General features: G+C 43.6%; 14 protein-coding genes. 12 read left to right on the plus strand and 2 right to left on the minus strand.

Annotated features, from left to right (window positions below; translation table 11 throughout):
* Positions 1-9: 9 nt before the first annotated feature.
* On the minus strand, positions 10-354 hold the full coding sequence (locus G590_RS0100685; RefSeq protein ID WP_022763742.1) for a winged helix-turn-helix transcriptional regulator: 345 nt from the start codon (positions 352-354) through the stop codon (positions 10-12).
* A gap of 120 nt (positions 355-474) precedes the next feature.
* On the opposite strand from G590_RS0100685, the gene G590_RS0100690 reads away from it, so the two are divergent.
* The 5 genes from G590_RS0100690 (at position 475) to G590_RS17915 (ending at position 6,621) form a co-directional block, all read left to right on the plus strand.
* Positions 475-675, plus strand: a complete 201-nt coding sequence (locus G590_RS0100690; protein WP_022763743.1) for a 4Fe-4S binding protein — start codon at positions 475-477, stop codon at positions 673-675.
* Positions 672-1,268 (plus strand): 4Fe-4S binding protein, encoded by a 597-nt coding sequence (locus G590_RS0100695; RefSeq protein ID WP_022763744.1) that lies wholly within the window; start codon positions 672-674, stop codon positions 1,266-1,268. The genes G590_RS0100690 and G590_RS0100695 overlap by 4 nt, the downstream gene beginning before the upstream one ends.
* A gap of 2 nt (positions 1,269-1,270) precedes the next feature.
* Positions 1,271-1,663, plus strand: coding sequence for a C-GCAxxG-C-C family protein (locus G590_RS0100700; protein ID WP_022763745.1), 393 nt, complete (start codon positions 1,271-1,273; stop codon positions 1,661-1,663).
* A 117-nt stretch (positions 1,664-1,780) separates the two neighbouring features.
* A complete protein-coding gene (locus G590_RS17910; RefSeq protein WP_022763746.1) occupies positions 1,781-5,431 on the plus strand; it encodes an HD domain-containing phosphohydrolase in 3,651 nt (1,216 codons plus the stop codon).
* Positions 5,428-6,621, plus strand: a complete 1,194-nt coding sequence (locus tag G590_RS17915) for a BMP family ABC transporter substrate-binding protein (RefSeq protein ID WP_022763747.1) — start codon at positions 5,428-5,430, stop codon at positions 6,619-6,621. The genes G590_RS17910 and G590_RS17915 overlap by 4 nt, the downstream gene beginning before the upstream one ends.
* Before the next feature lie 52 nt (positions 6,622-6,673).
* Here G590_RS17915 and G590_RS0100715 read toward each other — a convergent pair whose 3' ends face one another.
* The gene (locus G590_RS0100715) at positions 6,674-7,318 is read right to left on the minus strand and encodes an RpiB/LacA/LacB family sugar-phosphate isomerase (RefSeq protein WP_022763748.1); all 645 of its coding nucleotides are present in this window, start codon (positions 7,316-7,318) and stop codon (positions 6,674-6,676) included.
* A gap of 375 nt (positions 7,319-7,693) precedes the next feature.
* Between G590_RS0100715 and G590_RS0100720 the strand changes: the two genes are divergently transcribed.
* From G590_RS0100720 to smpB, 7 genes are all read left to right on the plus strand, one after another.
* A complete protein-coding gene (locus G590_RS0100720; protein WP_022763749.1) occupies positions 7,694-9,010 on the plus strand; it encodes a tetratricopeptide repeat protein in 1,317 nt (438 codons plus the stop codon).
* A 3-nt stretch (positions 9,011-9,013) separates the two neighbouring features.
* Positions 9,014-9,691 carry a thiamine diphosphokinase gene (locus G590_RS0100725; RefSeq protein WP_022763750.1) on the plus strand — a complete coding sequence of 226 codons (678 nt, stop codon included), beginning with the start codon at positions 9,014-9,016 and terminating at the stop codon, positions 9,689-9,691.
* 28 nt (positions 9,692-9,719) lie between these two features.
* Positions 9,720-11,471 carry a DUF4153 domain-containing protein gene (locus G590_RS0100730; protein ID WP_022763751.1) on the plus strand — a complete coding sequence of 584 codons (1,752 nt, stop codon included), beginning with the start codon at positions 9,720-9,722 and terminating at the stop codon, positions 11,469-11,471.
* A gap of 102 nt (positions 11,472-11,573) precedes the next feature.
* Positions 11,574-13,121, plus strand: coding sequence for a 2,3-bisphosphoglycerate-independent phosphoglycerate mutase (gene gpmI, locus G590_RS0100735; RefSeq protein ID WP_022763752.1), 1,548 nt, complete (start codon positions 11,574-11,576; stop codon positions 13,119-13,121).
* A gap of 89 nt (positions 13,122-13,210) precedes the next feature.
* The gene (gene secG, locus G590_RS0100740) at positions 13,211-13,453 is read left to right on the plus strand and encodes a preprotein translocase subunit SecG (protein ID WP_022763753.1); all 243 of its coding nucleotides are present in this window, start codon (positions 13,211-13,213) and stop codon (positions 13,451-13,453) included.
* Positions 13,454-13,529: 76 nt separating this feature from the next.
* Positions 13,530-15,884: a ribonuclease R gene (gene rnr / locus G590_RS0100745; protein WP_026493823.1), complete on the plus strand. Its 2,355-nt coding sequence runs from the start codon at positions 13,530-13,532 to the stop codon at positions 15,882-15,884.
* 12 nt (positions 15,885-15,896) lie between these two features.
* The gene (gene smpB / locus G590_RS0100750; protein WP_022763755.1) at positions 15,897-16,367 is read left to right on the plus strand and encodes an SsrA-binding protein SmpB; all 471 of its coding nucleotides are present in this window, start codon (positions 15,897-15,899) and stop codon (positions 16,365-16,367) included.
* Positions 16,368-16,373: the final 6 nt, after the last annotated feature.

Consider the following 16,373-nt stretch of genomic DNA (forward strand, 5'->3'; position numbering starts at 1 on the left):
AATGAAAAATTACAAATTGTCCTCGCCCCATTTTTTTAATTGCAAAAGAATGGGGATGAGGCTTTTTGATTTATCTGTAAGATTATATTCAACTCTTACAGGCATTTCATCGTATTGCTTTCTCTCAACCAGGCCGTCAGCTTCCAGCTCTTTTAACGAATTGGCAAGCATGGTATTGGTGATACCGTGTATGGCTCGGGTGAGTTCACCGTAGCGGACCACTTCCTTATTGTCGATCACACAGAGGATCATGATCTTCCACTTTCCGCCGACAATGTCTATTACCTTCTTCAGTCCGCATCCTTTTCCTGCGATATCTTCACATAATGGTTCTTTTTTCGCTATTTTACTCATAGTATCATTTTCCTTACCAGGTTCATATTAACTGCGTACTTGATATGTTTTTTATACCAGATATAATATGCTTGTTGCTTATGAAAATCAAGTATTAAAACGGCAGGAGATTATCAGGAAATGAAAAGGGCAGTTAATGATACAGGCAGATGCGTCGCTTGCGGTGTATGTGCTCTGCAGTGCCCCAGAGGCGCAATAAATATATACAGAGGGTGTTTTGCAGATGTGAATACTTCGATGTGCGTCGGCTGCGGTATTTGTGAAAAGGCGTGTCCTACGGGATCAATAACGGTAAGAGAGACGGAGGACACAGGCATATGAAAAATAATGTAAATATAAAGGCGCATTGGTATGATTATCTTTGGATATGGTCAATTCTCTATTTTGCGCTGGGATTTTTTAACATACTCTTTGCGTGGCTTGGCATGATTGATTTTATTCTTCCATTGATTTTTGCGATATTCGGTGGAAACAAGTGGTTCTGCAATCACATGTGCGGAAGGGGACAGCTCTTTTGGGTACTTGGCAGAAAACTCAAGTGTTCAAGAAGAAAGCAGGCGCCTAAATGGATATCATCAAAGTGGTTCAGATATGGATTTCTGGCCTTTTTCCTGACTATGTTTGGAACAATGGTGTTTCAGACTTATCTGGTATTTTCAGGTGCGGAATCGTTAAGGAAAGCCATTAAACTGTTTTGGACATTTAAAGTACCGTGGAAATGGGCGTATAATGGTAGTATATTCCCGGATTGGGTGGCTCAGTTTGGCTTTGGCTTCTACAGCCTGATGCTGACATCAACACTTATTGGGCTTATTGTAATGGTATTGTATAAAGAGAGAACCTGGTGTTCATTCTGTCCTATGGGAACAATGACTCAGGGTATATGTAGGATCAAGGCAAGGAAAGGAGTTTGATTATGACTATAGAAGAAAGAGCTGCTAAGGCAGTTGAAATGAAAACATCCGGCATGTATAACTGTGCACAGTCAGTGACAGTCGCACTTGCTGATGAGACCGGACTATCCGAGGAACAGCTTAAGCAGATCTCGGCAGGATTCTGTGCCGGAATGGGAAATCTTGAGGCAACTTGCGGAGCCCTCATCGGAGCCGGAATGATAGCAGGTCTTAAGACTGAAGGCAAAGGAACTCTTGGAATTACAAGACGGATCCAGGAGGAGTTTGCGGGCAGGTGCGGAGCCATCAAGTGCAAGGACCTTAAGACAGTGACAGATGGCAAGCCACTGTGCCCTTGCGAAGAATGTGTCCGCAATGCGGTTATGATCTACGGCGAAGTGCTTGGATTGAAATAATAAATTTAATGATTTATATTTTCTTTTGAAAGTAAACGATATTTAGAATATAATGATATAAGGGGATTTGTTCGTACTAAATGTCAATGAGTTGGGGGCCTTTAGGAGAGCAGACCTATGAGAAAGTGGAATACTCCAAAAATCATTCTGTTTGTGGCTATGTGCGTCTGCCTGAATCTGTGTGGTAAGTTTATTGCCGGATGGTTGGAACTACCGCTGTGGGCTGATTCATTTGGCACGGCACTTTGCGCATATGTCCTGGGACCTGTTTGTGGTGCAATGGTGGGTCTTACCGGGAATCTTGCATATTCTGTTATGAATCCTTTGTCAGCAGCATATTCTCCTACAAGCATTGCACTTGGCATTATTGTGGGTATGGCTGCTAAAAGACATTGGTTCGATCATCTGTACGGCTTTATGAAAGCCGCAACTTTAGTTGTAATCACAGCTCTTGTTGTATCAGTTCCCACTAACTTGATATTTGCCGAAGGCTTTACCGGTAATAAATGGGGAGACGGAGTGGTATATTATCTTCTGGACAGGGAATGGCCTCCGTTTATATGTGCCGTATTCGGCCAGCTTGCCCTTGAGTTTGTCGATAAAGTCCTGACTATAGCGGCAGTTTATATAGTCATTCTTTTAAAGCGTCTTCAGCACAACAAAGAAGAAAGTGATGCTATCAGAAAAGGTGCAACAACGGGACTGGCTCTTTTGCTGTGCCTGTCTGCATGTCTTTCTGTGCCTGTCAGAGCGGAGGATGGCATATCCGATGATTCCGTTGATTACAATGATTACGTCCAAAGTATCTACAGCAGCAATAACGGGCTTCCATGCGGTGAAGCCAACGATATTGCACAGACCAATGACGGCGTGCTATGGATTGGAACCTATGCTGGATTGTACAGGTATAACGGGCGTGAGTTTCGTTGGATTGATACTTATGAATCCGTAAAGAACGTGAATTGTCTCTATGTGGATGAAGAGGGAAGACTTTGGATCGGAACCAACGATAACGGTCTGTCCATAGTAATACGTGAGAAGGTAGTAAATGTCCTGGATCAGGCCGGAGGACTTCCTTCCAATTCCGTAAGAAGCATAGTTCGTGCAAGTGACGGATATTATTATGTGGGTACCAGCGGAAGTATGCAGGTACTTGTGATGAATAACGGAATGAAGGCCGCAGGTACACTTTCGGAGGTGAATTATGCCGAGAGTCTGACAGCGGATGAGAACGGATATGTCGCAGCTATTTCTTCCGATGGAACCCTTTTCCTTATGAAGGGTGGGAAGGTCATCAGTTCAACGAAGCTCCCTGAAGGAGAGGAACAGTTCAACTGCTGTACATTCGCTCCGGACGGAACGTTGATGGTAGGTACGAGTACCGGAAATATTTACAATTTTAACATTGGAAAAGAGAGCTTTAAGAAGGTTAAGGTTACTACCTGTAAAGATGTATTGCACATAAACAATATCACCTTCATAAATGATGGCACAATGTTTGTCTCATCGGACAGCGGTGTTGCATATATTGATATACACGGATATCACATACTAAATACAAATGATTTCAACAATTCTATAGACAACATGCTGTGCGATTACCAGGGAAATCTTTGGTTTACATCATCAAGGCTTGGGCTTTTGCGACTTGCCAAATCTCCGTTCAGGGATGTGTATGGAGCCATCGGAATGGACAGAAACGTGGTCAACACCATCGTTTCCTGGCAGAGATGCTATTACATCGGAACTGACAAGGGACTTGATATAGTCGATAAGGGCTGTCACAACGAGATAGAAAATGAGCTCACAGAGGAACTTGATGGTAAGCGTATCAGATGTATGTATGTCGATGACAAAAACCATCTGTGGATATGCACATACGGAAGCGGACTTCTGGAGTATCTGCCTACCGGTGAATGCTGGGAATACAATGCTGATAACGGAAGCTTTGGAAACCGCGCCCGTATTGTGACGGGATTGTCTGACGGAACCATCGTAGCAGCGGGAGATACAGGGATAAGCTACATCAGAAATCATGAGATCATAAAGACAATTAAAAACGAAGACGGGCTAATCAACTCCATGATACTCACAATTACCGAGATGAGCGATGGCACCGTTCTTGCGGGCACTGACGGCGATGGTATTGCTGTTCTTAAGGATGGGAAAGTGGAAAAAATGCTCACCCGTGATGATGGTTTAAGCAGTGGGGTAATCTTAAGAACAATTAAGGATCCGAAATCAGAAGGGGTGTTTATTGTAACCAGTAACAGCCTTTGCTATCTTGAACCGGACGGAAACATAAGGATCCTGGACAAATTCCCTTACTTTAATAACTATGATATCTGGGTAAAGGATGAGGATACACTTTTTGTTATGTCTAGCGCAGGAATCTATGTTGTTGAGAGAGATGAGCTGGTGGAAGGCGGAGAAATAGGCTGGGAGCTTCTTGATGCCAGGAGAGGACTCGGAACTTCCCTTACAGCCAATTCATGGAATTATTATAACGGAAACGGTGAACTGTTCCTGCCTTGTGATACCGGTGTATACGTCATTGATGTTGAAAAATACAACAGTGATGTCAGATCCTACAGGATGCAGCTGGCAGCTGTCAGACTTGACGGAAACCAGGTTCCGATTGATCGAAAAGGAATTATCACTATCGGTCAGGGAATAAGCAGAGTTGAACTGGATCCGGAGATATTAAACTATACGATTCAGGAACCAAATGTCGGTTATTATCTGGAAGGATACGATACTCAGTGGACTATAGTCCCTCAGAACAGCCTTAATAATATAATTTACGTAAATCTGCCTGCGGGTGATTTTACTTTCCATCTCGCTATACTGGACAGCGCCGGTGAGAGAGTTCTGGAGGAAAGAAAATTCCAGTTGATAAAAGAAGGAGAGTTTTACGAGCAATCAGGCTTTAGGGCTTACATGCTGCTTGTACTTATTGCACTCATTGTCTGGTCTACATGGCTCGTGGTTCAGAGGCAGCTGAACCAGCAGCAGATAAAGATCAATATGGCTAATGAGACAGTAATGGCCATTGCTAATTCCGTCGATGCCAAGGATGTTCGCACAAGTCAGCATTCCTCCAGAGTCGCAGAATATGCGGTGCTTATAGCCGAGGAGATGAATTGTTTCCCGTGGTGGCAGCGTGACAAGGCTCTGTCAAACCTTCGAAAAGCCGCTCAGATGCATGATATCGGCAAGATCGGTATACCTGACAGTGTCCTGAACAAAGTGGGACGTCTGACTGATGATGAATATGCCAAGATGAAATCCCACGTTGTAGGTGGAGCGGAGATATTAAAGGATTTCACACTTGTGGAGCACGTTGTTGACGGAACAAGGTATCACCATGAGAGATATGACGGAAAGGGATACCCGGATGGATTAAAGGGAGAGGAGATACCTCTTTTTGCAAGGATAATCGGTGTTGCAGATGCATTCGATGCCATGACTTCAAATCGTGTCTACAGAAATCATATGGATAACGATTATGTCATGAATGAAATGAAAAGAGGACGGGGTACACAATTCGATCCCGTAGCTCTTGATGCTTTCCTTCGCCTGGTTGACAAAGGTGTTATAGATCTGGAGGCAATTTACAAGCAGAAGCAGTCAGAGGTTCAGAAGGTGGATGAGAAAGCTCAGGAAGAACTTGCAAGACGTGAAAAAGAAGATAAACAGATTCAGGCCGCTCAGATGAAGAAGGATGAAAAAGACAGCAGTGAAGCGGAGAAAGGAGCGAAGGTATGAAAAGGACTTACTTGGCAACTTTCCTGACATGTCTTGTTATGCTCGTCTGTTTCCTTGGAATATTCAGATATCTTCATCCGGCAACGGGCAGAGATACTCTTAAGATAGGCTTTATATACGACAACGATGAGAGTACTCCTTACACTTATAATTTTTCACTGGCAAAGGACGCCCTGGAAAAAGAATACGGAGAACATGTTGAAATACTGACCTGCAGCAATGTACTTGATGAAGAGATGGAAGAACCTTTAAGAGATCTGGCGGCAAAAGGATGCAATATCATCTTTTTCAACGGATACAGTGAACTGGTAAAAGACCTTGCGCCTCAGTATCCGGACATTCAGTTTTGCCAGACATCATATATGGATATGAGTGGCCTGACGGTACCGGATAATTATCATACATTTAAGGGCGAGGCTTATCAGGGCCGATATGTCAGCGGAATAGCAGCCGGCATGAAGATTAAGCAGATGATACAGGAGGGCATTATCAGAGATGATGAGGCTATAGTCGGCTTTGTCGCAGCGTTCCCTACTTCTGAGGTGATTTCGGGATATACGGCATTTTTGCTGGGAGTAAGAAGTATTGTGCCACAGGCTGTGATGCGTGTTTCTTATACTCATACCTGGAGCAGCTATGCCCAGGAAAAGAATGCGGCACAAAAACTTATAAATGACGGCTGCGTGATAATATCCCAGCATACAGATACGATCGGGCCTGCAATCGCATGTGAGGAAATATCTCAGAAAAAAGAAGTATATTTTGTGGGTTATAACCAGAGCATGTCCGAGGTGGCACCGGGATCTTCACTGGTTACATCCAGAATCTGTTGGGAGCCGTATGTTCTTGGTGCTGTCGATGCGGTTATGAACAGCAGAGAGATTGAAAAGGTTGTCACCGGAAATATCCATGGATCTGATATTTCAGCGGGCTTTGAAAACGGATGGGTTGAGATAATAGATCTGAACCTTCAGGCTTGTGCACCGGGGACGCAGGAAGCAATGGATGCGGTTGTTGAAAGATTTAAAAAGGGTGATGTGGATTTTGTTTTTAAAGGGAATTATACCGGTACCAATCCGGAGGATCCTTCGGATACGATAGATCTAAGAACTGCCTATATAGAAAATGAGAATACATCCTATCCTCTGTTTCATTATGTTTTGGATGATGTTATAGAAGTGGTGAAATAAGTTTTGAGTCAGTGGGGATTCCCGAGAGAACCGTACCCACTGACTCAACTTTTTACTTTCCGAGAATTTCGTGAACTGCAGCTTTGATGCTCTCATCTTTGGCATTGGCATCAAAGTACTCAAGGAAATGCTCGCCTGAGAATGCACCCTTTACGAGATCCTGATCAAGGCTCTTTAAAATTGCAGGAACATCCTGAACTACAGTAACTTTTCTTACTTCGTCGAGGATCTTCTTGTTGCGCTGCTCGGGAACGGCTCTTTCTCTTGGATAGCCCTGTCCGCTTGGCTCTGAAAAGAGCTTCTCAAAGCTGTACTCAAGATTGAGCTCAGCGCCCCAGCCTGACTTAAGTGCAAAATTCATTGCGATGGCATTTCCGTCATTAACCTGTGCGAAGGTGTATGCATCAAGAGGATCTGTTACATGTCCGCAGATAACACCCGGGAAACTGTTGCATGCAAGCATAGCGCCTTCGCCTGTTCCGCAACCTGTAACAACATAATCAGCTGCGCCGGAATTAAGCAGGACACATGCAAGGATTCCGTTCTGTACGTATGTGAGCTGAGCTTCATCCTCTGCTGAGTACATACCGTAGTTAAATACCTCAAAGCCGTGCTTGTCCGCAACTTTCTTGAGAGCGCCATAGATCATTGCATTCTTGGCTGCCTGAGAATTCTCATTGATAAGAGCAATTTTCATTTTATTCCCTCCAAATAACAGTAGTTTAAATGTATGTATATATGATAATTATATTTTATTTTTGGGGTCACTGACTGTCTACGCTTTTGAAGCTACTGTGTCGTATTTTCCATATTTTTGTCAAAATAAATTACGCTTTATGTAGAGCTGTGTTTGTGCTATACTATCAAAAGTGTGTATGATTTTTGAGGAGAGAAACTGTATGTGGGGATGCATATGGCTTCTTTTGTTGTATTAATTTTTCAATTTTGAGGGGAAGTAAGGGAATTCGTTTTGAGCACGGCCAGGGTACATAGTTACAGAAATTCAGATAAAAGTTACAGTAGAAATGTAACAGTAAGAAAACCACGAAGGAAGAAGAGACGTCGCTACGACATGAGGAAAATAGCAGTTCTTTGTGCTGCTGCACTTGTTTTAGTTGTAGGCGGATACGTAGGATACAATCACCTTCCTTTTGTAAAAGTAAATAAAGCGATTGCTGCAGGAAACAGATATACCAAGGACGCCGATTACGAGGCGGCTATAGATTCATATTCGGAAGCAATCAAGATCGACAAGCATTCGGTTACGGCATACAGCAATATGGCGGGAGCATTCCTTAGCATTGATGATTCAGAATCAGCCAAGAAGATACTTTATGATGGCTGGAGGAACACAGAGAATACAGGCCTTTTGGAAAACTATCACACAGTAATCCTCAATGAGGCAGTGGATTCCATGAACACCAAAAATGCCGACATGGAAACAGTTCTTTCCATTGAATCTGTACTTAAGGATGACAATACCAACAAGGATGCGGTAGAACTTCTTGATGCAGCGTATTCGAGAGTATTTGCGGATGCGTACAGCTACAATCAGGATGCACTTTTCAGATCGGATGCTGCAACATATTCCTCGGAAGGCGGAAGCGATACGTTTACTTTTGCCGGATATGAGACTTTCGAAAAAGAGCTTTTGGCAGTTTATGCAGCTAACCCAACCGATGAACTTAAAGACGTCATTCTTGAGTATGCTACACCGGGAGTAAGCTCTTTTACCATGAATTATTCAGACGTAGAGGCTTACCTTTCACTTATAAGTGAGATACAGGCGCAGGTGGGAACAGATGAGAATCTCGAATCTTTCAAAGAGTGCCTGACCAATGCGCAGGAAGTTCAGGGCATTTTTGCCGATATTTTCACACAGCTGGATGTGGGAAATGTAGATGAACTCAGGAGCTTTGTAGTATCAGATGAGTATCTGGCTCTCAGAGATATCTTTTTAAATGATGAGTATACACCTCAGGAGAATACGACCTACGTTCCTATCAGCCGTGAGGCGATTGTTCTTAACAACAGTGAGGGCAAGTGGAGCTACAGATTCCTCGACTTTGAGGAGAATCCTGAGACAGCAGGTGTAATAACACTCTGGGCGAACTTTTTTGAGGATGACGGAGTTCAGAGAGATGCTATATCTTATGAGCCGGGTGCGATTAACGGACAGCTTTATCCACATACCAAGTATGATGTGACTTACCTTAAGAGCTACATAACAAAGGGCGGCTCAACAAGGGTAGCCAAGATGAACTACAGGCTTGAAACCACCATCACTACTGAAGACGGAAACACAATCAATTCCATCATCGGTGACTGGGGTGGAGAAAATGAATGGGAGATGGATATCGATACCATCGAATCCAGAATCAGAGCATAATTTATGAATAATATTGATAGTGAGCCAAAGTGTGTGATCATATCAGCAGGAAGCTTTCCGGAGGTCGAGATTGACCTTCGGGAGGGCGATTTTTGTATCGCAGCGGACGCGGGATTTGGTTATGCTCAAAGGCTCGGTATTTTACCGGACCTCATCGTGGGAGATTTTGATTCAGCCAAAGCCGCTCCACCTGAGGTCCTTAGTGGTATTAGAGAGATTGCAGAGCGCGATCCGGAGCGTATCGTGCAGCTTGAAGTCATGAAGGATGATACGGATACGCTAAAAGCGGTTAAGATAGGGCTTTCCAGGGGATACAGGAAGTTTTATCTGTACGGAGCACTGGGCGGAAGCCGCTTTGATCATAGCCTGGCCAATATACAGACGCTTACCTTTATTAAGCATCATGGAGGCAGAGGCTATATAATGGACAAGGATTCAATGCTGTTTATAGCTGAGAATGAGACAATTAAGTTTCACAGGGGGAACACAGGGTATCTGTCAGTTTTTTCTTTGTCTGACGTATCCCGTGGTGTGAGTCTTAAGGGGCTTATGTACAGCATGGAAGACGGAACGCTGTCGAATGATTTTCCGCTTGGAGTGAGCAATGAATTTATCATTGATGAGGAGGCGGAAGTTTCGGTTAAAGAGGGGACTTTACTGATCAGCGTTAATTGGGGATAAGTTTTTGTGAAAGAGGAGTGAAAAGAGTATGTTGTGGTTTAATAATCTAAAGGAGGATGCCAAGGGAATTTTCAAAGAGCATCCTGCTTCTATTCTTACTGTTCTGATTTTTGCAGTGTGTACTGCGCTTCTTGAAGATATTTTAAATCTAAAGAACGGAAGCGGCGCATGGCGGGTCATTACATTCATACAGACCCTGTCGCTGGGTCTTATTTTCGGCTTTGTTCTCTGCGAATCCAATTACAATTACAAAAAACAGATTGGCAGGCTTACGAGTCTTTTTGAAATCAGGAAATCTTTTGTTTACATCATTGTGATGGTGATTTCTCTTGGACTTAGCCTGGTACATGCCTACAGAGAGGGATTTATGTCATCAAAGGACGTCTCTGCTCTGAGCGAGCGGGGCTTTAGCCTTGATATATTCTATAGGTTTTTATGGGCATACATTTTGATTTGTGTGATCAGCGCATGGTTTTTTATGTACAAGAGGAGCGGTGAGTCTTTTGAAGGCTACAGTGTCAAGGCATTTCTTGGAAGCCTTAAAGCTCTTGCTGTGTATGTTGTGGTGGCAATCGGCGCACTCTGCATTTTATGGGTATTTGATGCTCTTATTGTAAGCTTCGATTATACAGGAACGGTAGAGCTGCTTATTGCTGCACTTGTGGGATATCCTGCGCTTTTAGTCGGCCTTTCCAAAATGGGAGAGAGCATGGCAAAGTTTTCCCGGATCATGGTTGGATATGTGTTCACAGGGCTGCTTGCTGTCGCAGCTGTTATTGTGTACGTCTATATCCTGAAGATAATCTTTACAATGACATTCCCTTCCAATGAAGCCTACTCTATTACGACAGCTCTTTTTGCGACAGGACTTGTGATCATAACCATGGCTCAGGGCTGCACAGAAGGCAGAATATTAAAGATACTTAAGGCCGCTCCGCTTTTCTTTGCGCCGTTTATCATCATTCAGATCATGTGCCTTGCCATGAGAATAGGCCAGTACGGCATTACAACAAGAAGATATCTCGGCATTATGTTCATTGTTTTTGAAGTGATCTACCTTATCTATTATGTTTACAGGCTTAAAAAACAGGAGGGGATTGGTGGATTTCTTTTCCCAATTGCCCTTATCCTTGTAATTGTCTATTACCTTGTGCCCGGTATCAACGTATATGCTGCTATAACCGGATCTCAGAAAGGAGTAGTACTGAGCTATATTGAGGCTGCTGTCGGCGGTGAAGCGACAACTTCTCAGGAGAAGGCCAAGGCCAGGTCTGCTTACAGGCAAATTGTAAATAACGGAAATGCTGAGGGAACACATTTTGTAAAAGAGCTTGAGGCGAAATATCCTGATTTTAAATTTGATGAAGAACTTAAAGAAAGCGATTCTTACTATTTTGAAGACACGTTCGAAAACGATAAGGAAATCTATGCATATAAAGACGTGGATGTGATCGATGTTTCAAGATATGAGCATATTGCTGTGATTAGTACACATACAGATGATAACGACGCAGAAATAGATGTCTCAAGGTTTGAGCTTAAGGCTTCAAACGGTCAGGAAGTGCAGACTGTCGGATATGCAGATCTGTCCTTTACGGTAAAAGAGCTTGAGGCGGCTTATGACAATGATGGAATAGAATATGATTATACTCACGCTATAAGCACACCTGTTGTCACACCGGACGGTGGCCTTTTATATCTTACAAGAGTATATCTGCGCATCGGAGAGGACGGAGATGTCGAGTATCTTGATATTGATGGGTACTATGCATATCACTAATTATAAAAGTATTGTTAAATGCTTGTCATAGGTATGCTCAATGAGATATACTATGCAAGGAAAAATAAGTTTTAATCTATTGTACAAATGGAGGATATAAATATGAGAGGTTCCAAACCTACAGTTCTTTTAGTTCTTGACGGATATGGTCTTAATGACAATCCTGAGTATAATGCCATTGCTATGGCAAACACACCAGTGATGGACGGTCTTATGAAGGATTATCCCTTCGTAAAGGGCTATGCATCAGGTCTTGCTGTTGGTCTTCCTGACGGACAGATGGGTAACTCCGAAGTTGGTCACATGAATATGGGTGCCGGCAGAATCGTATACCAGGAGCTCACAAGGATCACCAAGTCTATCGAGGACGGAGATTTCTTTACAAACGAAGGTCTTATGCAGGCAATTTACAACTGCAAGGAGAAGAATTCAGCTCTTCACATGTACGGTCTTGTATCAGACGGTGGTGTTCACAGCCACATTACACATATCTACGGCCTTTTAGAGCTTGCCAAGAAGAATGGCCTTGATAAGGTTTATGTACACTGCTTCCTTGATGGAAGAGATACTCCACCTGAGAGCGGAATTGATTTCGTACAGCAGCTTGAGGACAAGATGAAGGAGCTCGGTGTTGGTGCCATCGCTTCAATCTCAGGCCGTTACTACGCAATGGACAGAGATAACAACTACGACCGTGTAGAGATCGCATACAACGCACTTACAAAGGGTGAAGGCAACAAGGCTGACTCTGCTCATGAGTGCATGGTTAATTCATACAAGAACGGCAAGACAGATGAGTTCGTTATTCCTACAGTTATCATGAAGAACGGTGCACCTGTAGCTACTATCAAGGATGGAGATTCAATCATTTTCTACAACTTCCGTCCTGACAGAGCAAGAGAGATCACACACTGCTTCTGTGACGATGAGTTTGATAAGTTTAACAGAGGACCTCGTAAGGACGTAACTTATGTTTGCTTTACAGATTATGATCCTCTTATCCCTAACAAGGAAGTTGCTTTCAAGAAGGTCCAGCTCACAAACACATTTGGTGAGTGGCTTGCAAACAAAGGTCTTAAGCAGGCTCGTATCGCTGAGACAGAGAAGTATGCTCACGTAACATTCTTCTTCAACGGTGGTGTTGAGCAGCCTAACGAGGGCGAGGACAGAGTACTTGTTAACAGCCCTAAGGATGTTCCTACATATGACCTCAAGCCTCAGATGAGCGCTCCTGAAGTTTGCGACAAGATCCTTGATGCAATCAATTCTCAGAAGTATGACGTGGTTGTAGCTAACTTCGCAAACCCTGACATGGTAGGTCATACAGGAGTTATTCCTGCAGCAGTTAAGGCTATCGAAGTTGTTGATGAGTGTGTTGGCAAGATTGTTGATGCCATTAAGGCAACAAACGGAACACTCTTCATCTGCGCCGATCACGGTAATGCAGATATGATGGTTGATTATGAGACAGGAGAGCCTTGGACAGCTCATACAACCAATCCTGTTCCTTTCATCCTTGTTAACTATGATCCTGCATACACACTTGCAGAGGGTGGATGCCTTGCAGACATCGTTCCTACACTTATCGAGTGCATGGGTGAGGAGAAGCCTGCAGAGATGACAGGTAAGTCCCTGCTTATTAAGAAGTGATTTAAGAAAGAATTGACTGAACGCTGCTAATATGTTATAGTAACTGTTGCGTGTTTTTAAATGATAGTATTACCTTTGGAGGTTTGATCGTGAGTGTTTTAGGATATGTTTTCGGAGTATTATTTATCATAGTATGTGTCGCACTTTGTGTTCTTGTGCTTGCTCAGGAAGGCAAGAATCAGGGACTTGGTGCAATTCAGGGAACAGTTGAGAATACATATTGGGGCAAGAACAAGGGCCGTTCAAGAGAAGGCGTTCTCAAGAAGATAACAGTTGCTCTTTCAGTCCTTTTCATTGTTTTTGCAATCGTTCTTAATATGGGAATCCTTTAATTCCCGGTTTCATTTTGATGAATTGTTTTGAGGCACTCTAATTTAATTAGGGTGCCTTGTTTTATAGGTAGAGTTTATGAGTAAAGGAAAGCGCTTAAAGCGCATGGATGAGAGCCTTACAGGCGGTAAAAAGAATAATAAAAACTATGTGGTTGGCCAGTTTATCAGTAACGCCAGAGGCTTTGGGTTTGTGGAAGTAGAAGGGATGGAGGAAGATATCTTTATCCCCGAGGATTATGTACATGGTGCATTTCATACGGATACGGTCGAGGTCGAACTTCTTCCTGACTCACAGGGAAGGCGTCAAGAGGGACGCATCAGAAATATACTGGTAAGAGGCATTGAAGAGGTAGTGGGAACTTACCAGGCCGAGAAGAATTTCGGCTTTGTTGTTCCTGATAACGGCAAGATCACAAACGATATCTTTATTCCGATAGAGCATCACGGGGCTGCTGTGACAGGAGATAAGGTTGTAGTTACGATCACTGATTACGGCGATCCTTTAAAACGCAGAAAACCTGAGGGCAAGGTCAAAGAGGTCATTGGAAACATCAACGATCCCGGAGTTGATATACTCTCTATTGTCATGGGATACGATATTCCATATGAATTCCCTGAGAAGGTTATCAATCAGGCTAACAGATGCCCGGATCAGATCAGTGAGGCTGACATGTACGGGCGTAAGGATCTGCGTGATGTTGTTATGGTTACCATCGATGGTGAAGATGCCAAGGATCTTGATGATGCAGTAAGCCTTCATATTGATGAGGAAGGTCTTTACCACCTCGGTGTTCACATTGCGGATGTCACTAACTATGTACAGGAGAGCTCTGCTCTTGACAGGGAAGCCCTAAAGAGGGGCACCAGTGTATATCTGGTGGACAGGGTAATTCCTATGCTTCCTCACAGGCTTTCCAATGGAATCTGCTCTCTCAATCACGGAGAGGACAGACTTGCACTCAGCTGTCTAATGACCTTTGATAAGAACGGAGGTCTTGTTGATCATGAGATTGCCGAGACTGTCATCAATGTCAACGAGAGAATGAATTACTCCGACGTTGCCAAGATTATAGAGGATGAAGATTCTGAGACTATAGAGCGCTACAAAGAGCTGGTTCCAATGTTTAAGGAAATGGCTGAACTCTCGGCTATCCTTCGTAAAAAGAGAGAGAAGAAAGGAGCGATAGATTTTGATTTCCCTGAGTCCAAGATACTTCTGGATAAAGAGGGTAATCCCATCGATATCGTCCCTCATGAGAGAAACACAGCAACTAAGCTTATTGAGGACTTTATGCTTGCAGCAAACCAGACGGTGGCTGAACATTTCTTTTACCTGCAGAGTCCTTTCGTATACCGTATCCATGAACAGCCGGATCCGGAGAAAATGGCTACATTGGCAACCTTTGCCGGGCACCTTGGCCATCACATGAAGATCAGAAACGATGGAGAGGTAAGGCCAAAAGAGATACAGAAGCTCCTTAAGAATATTGAGGGCTGCAAGGAAGAGGCAGTCATCAGCAGAATGGCTCTTCGCAGCATGATGCAGGCCAAGTACAGCACAGAGTGTACGGGGCATTTTGGACTGGCTTTTGATTTTTATTGCCATTTCACATCACCTATCAGGCGTTATCCTGACCTTCAGATACACAGGATCATCAAGGATCATCTAAGGGGCAGGATGAGTGAAGCCAAGGCCCGTCACTACAGCGAGATCCTGGATGAAGTTGCTAAGCATTCGTCCGAGACTGAGAGAAGGGCTGAAGAGGCTGAGAGAGAAACTGATAAGCTAAAAAAGGCACAGTACATGGAAAATCATCTTGGAGAACGCTTTGAAGGCGTTGTTTCGGGCGTTACAGCCTGGGGACTTTTTGTGGAGCTTGAGAATTCCTGCGAAGGTATGATCAGGGCAGCTTCCATGGAAGATGATTTCTATGTTTATGATGAGAATAATATGAGACTTGTCGGAGAACGCTATCACAAGGAATATACTCTTGGTCAGAAGGTCTGGATCAAGGTGGTAGGTGCTGACAGACTCACCAAGGCTATAGATTTTAAGATCATTGACCCTGATATGGATGATGACGGAGATGATTTTGTGGAGTATTCCGAGGCCAGGAAAGTGGCTGAGTTCAGGGCAAGCAAGGTCAGAAAACTCATGGGAATCGCTCAGGAAGAGGCTGATGAAGAAGATGATGAGTCTTACGACGAGACTCCAAAGAAGAAATCAGAGCCTAAAAAGAGCAGGAAAAAGGTGAGCGTTCGCGGAGAGATGGTGGATCTCAGGGATGTGGAACCTGATCCCAGAACCGGTAAACCTAAACTTAAGAAACCTGCAGGACGCAAGGTTTACAAGGTACACAAGTACAAAAAGTCTGCAACAAGCAAGGCAGCAAGAAGCTCCCAGGGCAAGGGCAGAAAAAAGAAGAGATAACAGGTGATAAAAATGGCAGAAGATAACAAGGCAAGAAAACTTGTCGCTAACAACAAAAAAGCATATCACGACTATTTCATAGAAGAGAAGTATGAGGCAGGAATTGAACTCTTTGGAACAGAGGTTAAGTCGATAAGGCAGGGAAAGTGTTCCATCAAGGAAGCCTGGGTTACCATTGATAGAGGAGAAGCCTTCATCAACGGAATGAATATCAGTCCCTACGAGAAGGGCAATATCTTCAACAAAGATCCTCTTCGTGTAAAGAGGCTTCTTCTTCACAAGGCTGAGATCAGAAAACTTGACCAGCAGAAGATGACACAAGGCTACACTCTTGTTCCCCTGGAGGTATATTTTAAAAACGGCAGGGTAAAGGTTGAAGTCGGTCTTGCCAGAGGTAAAAAGCTCTATGACAAGAGGGCTGATATGGCCAAGAAGGACCAGCAGAGAGAAGCTCAGAGGGACTTCAGACAGAGCTTTAAGTAAACCAAC

The sequence above is a fragment of the Butyrivibrio sp. XPD2006 genome (genome assembly GCF_000420865.1).
Classification (GTDB): domain Bacteria; phylum Bacillota; class Clostridia; order Lachnospirales; family Lachnospiraceae; genus Butyrivibrio.

Coding starts and splice junctions, on each gene's coding strand:
- G590_RS0100685 (WP_022763742.1), bottom strand. CDS start 354: ATGAGTAAAATAGCGAAAAAAGAACCATTATGTGAAGATATCGCAGGA.
- G590_RS0100690 (WP_022763743.1), top strand. CDS start 475: ATGAAAAGGGCAGTTAATGATACAGGCAGATGCGTCGCTTGCGGTGTA.
- G590_RS0100695 (WP_022763744.1), top strand. CDS start 672: ATGAAAAATAATGTAAATATAAAGGCGCATTGGTATGATTATCTTTGG.
- G590_RS0100700 (WP_022763745.1), top strand. CDS start 1,271: ATGACTATAGAAGAAAGAGCTGCTAAGGCAGTTGAAATGAAAACATCC.
- G590_RS17910 (WP_022763746.1), top strand. CDS start 1,781: ATGAGAAAGTGGAATACTCCAAAAATCATTCTGTTTGTGGCTATGTGC.
- G590_RS17915 (WP_022763747.1), top strand. CDS start 5,428: ATGAAAAGGACTTACTTGGCAACTTTCCTGACATGTCTTGTTATGCTC.
- G590_RS0100715 (WP_022763748.1), bottom strand. CDS start 7,318: ATGAAAATTGCTCTTATCAATGAGAATTCTCAGGCAGCCAAGAATGCA.
- G590_RS0100720 (WP_022763749.1), top strand. CDS start 7,694: ATGAGGAAAATAGCAGTTCTTTGTGCTGCTGCACTTGTTTTAGTTGTA.
- G590_RS0100725 (WP_022763750.1), top strand. CDS start 9,014: ATGAATAATATTGATAGTGAGCCAAAGTGTGTGATCATATCAGCAGGA.
- G590_RS0100730 (WP_022763751.1), top strand. CDS start 9,720: ATGTTGTGGTTTAATAATCTAAAGGAGGATGCCAAGGGAATTTTCAAA.
- gpmI (WP_022763752.1), top strand. CDS start 11,574: ATGAGAGGTTCCAAACCTACAGTTCTTTTAGTTCTTGACGGATATGGT.
- rnr (WP_026493823.1), top strand. CDS start 13,530: ATGAGTAAAGGAAAGCGCTTAAAGCGCATGGATGAGAGCCTTACAGGC.
- smpB (WP_022763755.1), top strand. CDS start 15,897: ATGGCAGAAGATAACAAGGCAAGAAAACTTGTCGCTAACAACAAAAAA.